Source organism: Bernardetia sp., from assembly GCF_020630935.1.
Taxonomy (GTDB): Bacteria; Bacteroidota; Bacteroidia; order Cytophagales; family Bernardetiaceae; genus Bernardetia.
The window spans coordinates 81,195-89,394 of record NZ_JAHDIG010000010.1; the positions used below are offsets into that span (position 1 = coordinate 81,195).

An 8,200-nucleotide genomic window follows, 5' to 3' on the forward strand; every position below is an offset into this window, starting at 1 on the left:
ACTGGTAACTGGTAACTGGTAACTGGTAACTGCATTTTACCAGTCTGTATCGCTTTCATCAAAGAAATCTAACTCATTTTTCTGTGCTTCTCGTCGTCCACTTTTATTGATGTAATAGCGTTCTCCATCTTTTTCTACAAGAGCTTGCCCTGTTGTTCCAAAACCTTCAGCATAATCATAAACAAATGGAATTACTATTTTTCCTGCTCGGTTTACATATCCCCACTTTTCGCCTTTTCTGACAGCAATAGGTTCTTCTTCTGTCGTACCTACATCATCATATTCTGTACTGATAACTTCTTCTCCGTCTTGATTGACAAATCCCTTTTTTCCATTAGCAGCTACTTCTAAAAGACCACTAATAAAGACAGAACTGACAGACGAGTAACGGTTGGTATTGATTTTTTGCTCACCATTTGTGCGTAAATCTATAAATCCATATTCCAATCTATCATCTGTTTTTTCAGCAATAATTATGATATTATCATTGTTGGTAAAACGAATTTGTTCGTATTTTATCGGCACAATTTCTTCCCCTTTATGATTTATCATTCCCCACTTTCCATTTTTCTTTACTTCTGCTTTTCCATTTTTAAAATCTCCAGCATGTTCAAATTCAATAGGCAGTATCACTTTTGCATCTGTACTGACATAACCATGTTTGCCATTTAAGATAACTTTTGCATACCCTTCTGAAAAATTATCTATTTGGTCATATACAATAGGAATGAGCATTTCTCCTTCCATATCAATAATTCCCCATTTGCCATTACGTTCTACTTTTGCATATCCTGCAAGGGGTTCTACATCTTCTCCAAAACCAGAACTTGTAGGATAAATATAAAAGAAGGATTCTGCATTATCGTATTCTATTGGAATTTCTATTTTTTCAGTTTTTGTATTAAAAAAGCCATATTTTCCTTCTTTTTTTACTTTTTTCATAATAGCATTGTTTGCCATCAGCATATAATCTACATCATCGAAATTATATTGAACAATCTGATTTTTTGCGTTTAAGTAGTTCCATTTACCATTTCGCTCCAAAAAAATTCTATTTCTACCCACAGTTGAGCTAATTCTATCATAGGCAAACGGCATTACGTTTTCATTATCTACATGCAGCCCCATTTTTCCATTGGTTTCGTCTTCTGTCCACATAAAAGGAATTTCATCTATATCGATGAAAATATCTGAAGCCGAAGCTACTTGTAAATAACGGTTACCAAATTTATCAATGGCTTGCCAGTCGTCTCCGTATTTTACCCAGCCTTGTTCGTCTAAAAAAGGAAGAGCATTGGCATAGTTAAATTCTATAAATGGATTTCCACTAATGGAAATATATCCCCATTTTCCATCTTTTTTTACGGCTGCAAACCCTTCTGAAAATGAGTAGGCTTCTTCAAAACTGGGTGCAATTACCCAACTTCCATCAGCTGCCAAATAACCATATTTAGTTTTCTTACTTTCATCAGCAGTATTTTCTAAGGCAAGAGCAAGACCGTTTTGGAAAGATTCTACCATTTTATAATTTGGTTCTATGAGCCATTTTCCTTTTGTATCTATAAAACCCCACTTTCCATTTTCTTTTACGGCTGCAAACCTTGAAGAAAAAGGTTTTGCATCTTCAAATTTTTGCTTTAGATTTTTCCCCTTTTCATTGAGGTAAGTATATGTTCCGTCGTGGTATTTGGCAAGCGCAAAACCATCTGAATAAGGATAAATATAATTCCATTTGAATTTAGAAAGTGGTTTGCCTTCTCTTCTGATAATCCCAAAATTTCCATTGATACGAGCAATCGCTTTTCCTCTGAAAAATTGACCTATTTCGTTATAGGTAACAGGAACTGTAATTTTTCCATCAGAGTTCATCAAACCTACTTTTCCATTGAGGTGGACTTTTAAATAATCGTTGCTCAACTGTTCTATTTTTTCATAGATAGGCTCTTGTAATACTTTTCCCATTGGGCTGATAGCTCCCCAATATTTATTTTTTCTGACTAAAATAAGATTGTTCTTATAAAAAATATCTACTTCGTCGTATTGGGTCGGAACTATTACTTTTCCACTTTCTCCCATAAACCCATACTTGTTGAGTTTTCTTACCCAAGCAAGCTGATTAGTGATACGATTTATTTCATCGTATTCTAAAGGGGTAATGATTTCGCCTTTTTTATTGATAATGCCCCAGTGATTGTCTTTCTTTACTTGAGCAATTCCATTTTCAAAACTTTCTATTTCTTGATAAATAATTGGGACAACAAGTTTTCCATTTCTATCTATCATACCAAAAAGGTCGTCTTGATATACTTTTGACAAGCCATCTACAAAAGGTTCATAAATAGGATAAGGAGATTTAAAAACCTCTTTTCCTGTTTTGTCAATAAAAGACCAATCGTTTCCTTTTCTTACTGCTCCTAAACCTTCTGAAAAATATTTTGCCTCATCATAGATAAAATCAACAACTGTTTCTCCGTTTTCATTGATATAGCCCCATTTGCCATCGTTTTCTGCTGTTCTTACTTCTGCTAATCCTTCATAAAAAAAAGGAATATCTTTATAAATAATTTCTACTACGGGTTTGCCTTCTTTATCTATTTTGCCCCATAATCCGTTTTTTTGAACTAATGCTGTTCCTTTTTCAAAGTCTTTAGCATTTTCATATTCAAAAGGTATAATTTCCTTTCCTGTTTTGTCTATGAAACCATATTTTCCATCTTTGCGAACGTAAGCCAGTTCTTCTGAAAAATTGTAAGCATCTTCGTAGATTAAATCAATCACTAATTTTCCCTCTAAATTTACAAAGCCAATACGATTGTTTTTTTGGACTCTAGCCATTCCATTTTTGAAAGGATAGGCATAAGAATATTCAAATGGAACAACAGAAACATTTTGAATATCCACAAAGCCAGCTCTACCTTCTAGGCGTGCTACGGCTCTACCTTCTCTAAAATTACCAAGTTCTTGATAAATGATGGGAATGAATGGATAGTCGTCTTCCGTAATGTATCCCCAGCGTCCGTTTCTTTTTACTTTAGCAATATTGATAGGTTTGTTTTGAGCATCTTTTACTTGCTCAAAGTCCAGTGCTTGTGAGTAGTGTGCAGGAATCAAAATCATTCCTGTTTTTTTATCTTTGTAACCATATTTTTGTATAGCACCATCTTCGCTGCTTTGATAAAATGGAACTAAGTCTTGACTATACGATTTTGCAGATAAAAAAAATAGACTACACACCAAAGCCACAAAAAGCGAATTGCCAAAACGGAAACGAGTAAGATAAATCTTCATGTAAATAAATAGTTAGGCTCACAATAATTTCTTATGTAGAACTAATTTAGAGTAGTTTGGGCAAAGAAACAAATATAAATACGGATTGAAGTTCAATTTTAGTGTAACTTTGTTTTTTTGCATATATCAACTTATTAAGACACAATGGGAAAAATAGCTTTAGAAGAATTGGAGTTTTTTGCAAAGCACGGTGTGCATAAAGAAGAACGCATTATTGGCAATCGTTATCGTATTGATGTTGAAGTAGATGCAGACTTAGAGAAAGCCTCAAAAAGTGATAAAGTGAAAGATACTGTGGACTATGGACATCTATATAAAATAGTAGAGCGAGAGGTAAATACACCAGCAAAGCTTTTAGAGCATTTGGCAGGAAATATTTTAAATGGGATTTTAGAAGAAATTCCGAAAGTTGATAGTGCAAAAGTAGTCGTACACAAATACAATGCTCCCATCGGAGGAGTTTGCAAATGGTCTAAAGTAACATTGGAAAGAGAGAGAAATAAAAAGAAATGGATAGAAGAGTAAAACTATTTCATTCTTTTATTTTCAATAAAATCAGCAGCTTTTTTTAGCATTTTACAAAACCGTTCTTCAAATTCTTCACTTGTTTCATTTAGGAGTTCTAGCTCTTCGTCTGTTAGTTTTTCTATATTTTCTTCATTGACTATCGGAAAATAAACGTGGCGAATACGCTTGAGTGAAAAAGATTTCATAGCAAAGAGATTATCTTCATCTTCTAAGTGCATGCCATCCATAAAGCCAATAATTAGTTGTTCTTTAGGATGGAGATAAAGTAATGGTTTTTCTTTGTAATTATAAAATGGAATGCCCCATTTTATAGACTCCTCTATGTCAGAAAGGTTTTTAGAGATGATTTTACGCACATAAAAAAGTTCGTTTTGAAAATTTTCTTGTCTGAAAATATACTGGCTGACGGCTTCTGACTCTTGCATAACTAGGGTTGAGTAGGTATGAAACGTAGTTCACAAAAATTGATAAATCCTCTAACAAAGTCTTAAAAATACCAGTTTTGTTTCAAATAAGTATAACTATTGATACTTTCATTGTGAAAGTTTAAAAAAAATTATCTCTATGAATAACAAAGCTATATTTCCTTTTACTGTCTTATGTCTGATAAGTTTGTTGTTTGTTTTTTCAAGTGCCTGTTCTCCAAAACAAAAAGCACATGCAAAAGATTCTATGGACTCAACTCAAGATAAAGTAAATACAAAAAATACAACTATGTCAAATCAAAATTTAGAAAAAGCGACTTTTGGAGCAGGATGCTTTTGGTGTATAGAAGCTGTTTTTCAGCGTTTGGAGGGTGTAGATACAGTTATTTCTGGCTATACAGGAGGGCAAACTGAAAATCCGACCTACAAAGAAATCTGTACAGGTACGACAGGACACGCCGAAGTAGCACAGATTACATACAACCCAGAAATCATTTCTTTTGATGAGCTTTTAGAAGTTTTTTGGGCAACCCACGACCCAACAACCCTCAACAGACAAGGAAATGATATCGGAACACAATACCGTTCGGCTGTTTTTTATCATAATGAAGAGCAGAAAGAAAAGGCAGAGTTTTATATGAAAAGACTAACTGAAGAAAAGGTTTTTGATAGACCTATTGTTACGGAAATTACGCCTTTGGGAAAGTTTTATGAAGCTGAAAATTATCATCAAAACTATTATAACAATAACAAAACACAAGGGTATTGTGCTTTTATTATCAGTCCAAAAGTCGAAAAACTCAAAAAAGTATTTCCTAAAAAGCTCAAAAAGGAATATGCAAAGTAATTACAAAAATATTATCCTTTGATTTGTAAGAAAAAGCCGTGTCTTTTCTCTAGGTAAAATTATTTTTACTCATTGCTACAAGAAACTTAGCAATGGGTTTTTTTATGAATTAATTTTCCAATTTTTTCAATATTCTGACAAACAGAACTTCTATTTCTGAAATAGAAAGCTGTAAGAGTTTTCCAACTTTCTCATTGTCCCAACCCAAAATATGATGTAGCAGATAAGGGAGTTTTTCCTCAAATGATAAAGCATTTATTTTTTGCCAAACAGGACTTTCGTATATACTTTCTGATATATCTGCCTCTAATTTCTTTGCAAAGAATGTCTCTTGAGTTTCTTTTTCCTCAAACTTATTTTTTACTAGATAAAATATTTCTTCTTGCCAATTTTTAGCTGTATTTTTATAGGCTTCTGCTATCAAATCTGAAATCTTATTGGGTTTTAGATGCAATAGGAGCAAAACTTGAACACTATTTTTTAGTTCTTCGTTATCAAGAGCGAAAGGAGAAGTAGCCATTTTGAGAATTTGAGCTGATTGTTTTTTTAGTAAATTATTTTCAAAAGTACTTAAAAATTGCCTACTACGATAATTACCAAATTTTACCTCTGTTATTATTTTTTACATCCAGATTATGAGAATCAAATTTATCTATTCAAAAGCATTATTTACTTTACTAATTTTTGGCTTATGTCTTATTTGTCTTCCATCTGCTGCTCAAAAGAAAAGCAATGATTATATTGAAAATTTGATAGAAGTTTTTAGTGAAGATTGTTTTAAAGACAGTTTTCATGGATTTGCTTTGTACGACATAGATAGTTCCAAATACCTCTTTGAATACAATGCAGATAAGTATTTTACTCCTGCTTCGAATGTTAAAATAGCTTCTCTTTTTGCAGCTACCAAAATTTTGGGTGAGCGCCTTCCTTCCCTTAGCTATTTTGAAAAAGGCGATTCTCTGATTTTTTGGGGAACAGGTGACCCTACTTTTTTGCATCCTGTCTTTAATAATTCGGCAGTGATTGATTTTTTACTCTTAAAGTCTAAGACTAAAACCCTTTATTTTTCCACTACCAATTATAAAGACGAACCTTTTGGAGATGGTTGGGCGTGGGAAGATTACAGGACGAGCTATGGTGTAGAAAAATCGGTTTTTCCGATATATGGTAATGCTATTTATTTTGAAGCTGACCCATCTTGTGAAATAGAAGTTTATCCAGAGTTTTTTAAAGACAAAATCAAGGAAAATAGTGAAATCAGAACAGAAAATTTTAGAATTGAAAGAGATTTAGGAGTAAACTCGTTTGAGTACAATATTGGAGACCTTTATTATAAAGACGGTAAAACAATTCCTTTTCACGTAACACCAGAGCTTATCACAACTCTTTTACAAGACAAATTAGGCTTGGAAGTTAAGCATATAGACTACCCTATGCCAGACAATGTGTATATGTTTTATACAGCAAAGAGTGATGATATGTACAAGCGAATGATGCAACAGAGCGATAATTTTTTGGCAGAACAAACGCTCTTGATGTGTTCGGCAGAGCTTTTCGGAACGCTTTCTTCAAGGGATGTTATCGAATATTTGAATAAAAATTATTTTGGAAAGTTTTATAATCGTCCTCGTTGGGTAGATGGTTCAGGACTTTCTCGCTACAATCTTTTTACACCTCGTAATTTTGTTCAGATGCTTCTTTCTATCCGAAAAGACATGGGAGAAGAGCAAGTATTTGAAACGCTTGCCATTGGTGGAAAGGCAGGAACACTTAGAAGCAGATACGACTATCCTAGAAATGGAGAGCCTTTTTTATATGGAAAGACAGGAACAATTAGCAACAATCACTGCCTAAGTGGATTTTTAGTTACTAAATCTGGAAGGAAATTCTGTTTTTCATTCCAAAACAATCATCATAGAGAGTCTTCAAGAACCATTGGTAATAAGATGGAAGAAATCTTGACAACAATTTATAGAAGCTATTAAAACTGATTTTGAAGATTCAAATTCGGAATTTTGAGAAAATAATCGTTTTTTTGTAACCCTTTTCAAAATGATGTTTTATTTTCTCTCTTTTGTATGTCTTCTAGTCCTATTCAAACCCTTCCTTTTTTTCAAGTAGATGCTTTTGCACCAAAGCCCTTTAGTGGTAATCCTGCTGCAGTTTTTTTGTGTGATGAGACACTGACAAACGAGCAGTATCTAAATATTGCTGGAGAAATGTATTTGCCTGAAACTACTTTTTTACGCCCTTTATATGACGAAAATATAAGGGAAGAAGATAAAAATTGGCAAACTGCAAGTCTTTTCGAAGTGCGTTGGTTTATGATAAAAGAAGAAACAAACTTGTGTGGACACGCTACACTAGCAGCAGCACACGTAGTTTTTGAAGAGATAAAGAGCATTCATTCAAAAGTTACTTTCAGAACTAGAAGTGGCGATTTACTTATCAAAAAAGAAGATTTTGAAGGAGAAAAAGATTTTATCAAAATGCAGTTTCCAGTAGAAAAATCTTTTGAAAGTAAAGAAATTGATACTGATTTATTGAAATATCTTGGGATTTCAAAGCAAAAGATTAATTCAACTATTTATTATCCTCAAAAACAGACTTGGATTTTAGAATTGGAAAACAGAGAAGAGTTAGAGAGTTTAGAGCCTAATTTTGAAGCATTAGTGCAACATAAATACCAATTTCCTGTAAAAAAAGTTGGAGTTACGACAAAAGGAAGTACTGACAAAACGAAAAATTACGACTTTACTTCTCGCTGTTTTTGTCCGTGGATTGGCATAAATGAGGACGCACTTTCAGCCGTTTCGCACGGACTTTTTGCAAAATATTGGCAAACCAAGCTACATAAGTCAGATTTTTTTGCTTACCAAGCCTCGGCTCGTGGTGGCGAAATACATCTACAACTTTTAGAAGAGAATCAAGTATTGCTAATTGGAAAAGGAATAACTACCTTAGAAGGAAATGCAAGGATTTAATTATTAGAATTACGAATTTTTTATACTAAAAATACTTCAAATACAATAATACAGATAAAAACGTAGTTTTGCTCTGATTACTGATTACTGATTACTGATTACTGATTACTGATTACTGATTACTGATT

The 8,200-nt window shown here is 33.1% G+C and carries 7 protein-coding genes; 4 read left to right on the forward strand and 3 right to left on the reverse strand.

Annotated elements, in window-relative coordinates; all coding sequences use genetic code 11:
* Window positions 1-36: 36 nt before the first annotated feature.
* Window positions 37-3,288, reverse strand: coding sequence for a WG repeat-containing protein (locus tag QZ659_RS04830; protein WP_291722695.1), 3,252 nt, complete (start codon window positions 3,286-3,288; stop codon window positions 37-39).
* A gap of 144 nt (window positions 3,289-3,432) precedes the next feature.
* On the opposite strand from QZ659_RS04830, the gene folB reads away from it, so the two are divergent.
* A complete protein-coding gene (gene folB / locus QZ659_RS04835) occupies window positions 3,433-3,813 on the forward strand; it encodes a dihydroneopterin aldolase (protein ID WP_291722698.1) in 381 nt (126 codons plus the stop codon).
* A gap of 2 nt (window positions 3,814-3,815) precedes the next feature.
* Here the strand turns inward: folB and QZ659_RS04840 are convergent, their stop codons facing one another.
* Complete coding sequence (locus tag QZ659_RS04840; RefSeq protein WP_291722702.1) at window positions 3,816-4,241, reverse strand: DUF1801 domain-containing protein; 426 nt, start codon at window positions 4,239-4,241, stop codon at window positions 3,816-3,818.
* Between the two features lie 139 nt (window positions 4,242-4,380).
* Between QZ659_RS04840 and msrA the strand changes: the two genes are divergently transcribed.
* Entirely contained in the window at window positions 4,381-5,088 is a 708-nt protein-coding gene (msrA, locus tag QZ659_RS04845) for a peptide-methionine (S)-S-oxide reductase MsrA (protein ID WP_291722705.1), read from the forward strand.
* A gap of 109 nt (window positions 5,089-5,197) precedes the next feature.
* Here msrA and QZ659_RS04850 read toward each other — a convergent pair whose 3' ends face one another.
* Entirely contained in the window at window positions 5,198-5,608 is a 411-nt protein-coding gene (locus QZ659_RS04850; protein ID WP_291722708.1) for a hypothetical protein, read from the reverse strand.
* A 115-nt stretch (window positions 5,609-5,723) separates the two neighbouring features.
* Between QZ659_RS04850 and QZ659_RS04855 the strand changes: the two genes are divergently transcribed.
* On the forward strand, window positions 5,724-7,073 hold the full coding sequence (locus tag QZ659_RS04855; protein ID WP_291722710.1) for a D-alanyl-D-alanine carboxypeptidase/D-alanyl-D-alanine-endopeptidase: 1,350 nt from the start codon (window positions 5,724-5,726) through the stop codon (window positions 7,071-7,073).
* Window positions 7,074-7,166: 93 nt separating this feature from the next.
* The gene (locus tag QZ659_RS04860) at window positions 7,167-8,072 is read left to right on the forward strand and encodes a PhzF family phenazine biosynthesis protein (protein ID WP_291722713.1); all 906 of its coding nucleotides are present in this window, start codon (window positions 7,167-7,169) and stop codon (window positions 8,070-8,072) included.
* Window positions 8,073-8,200: the final 128 nt, after the last annotated feature.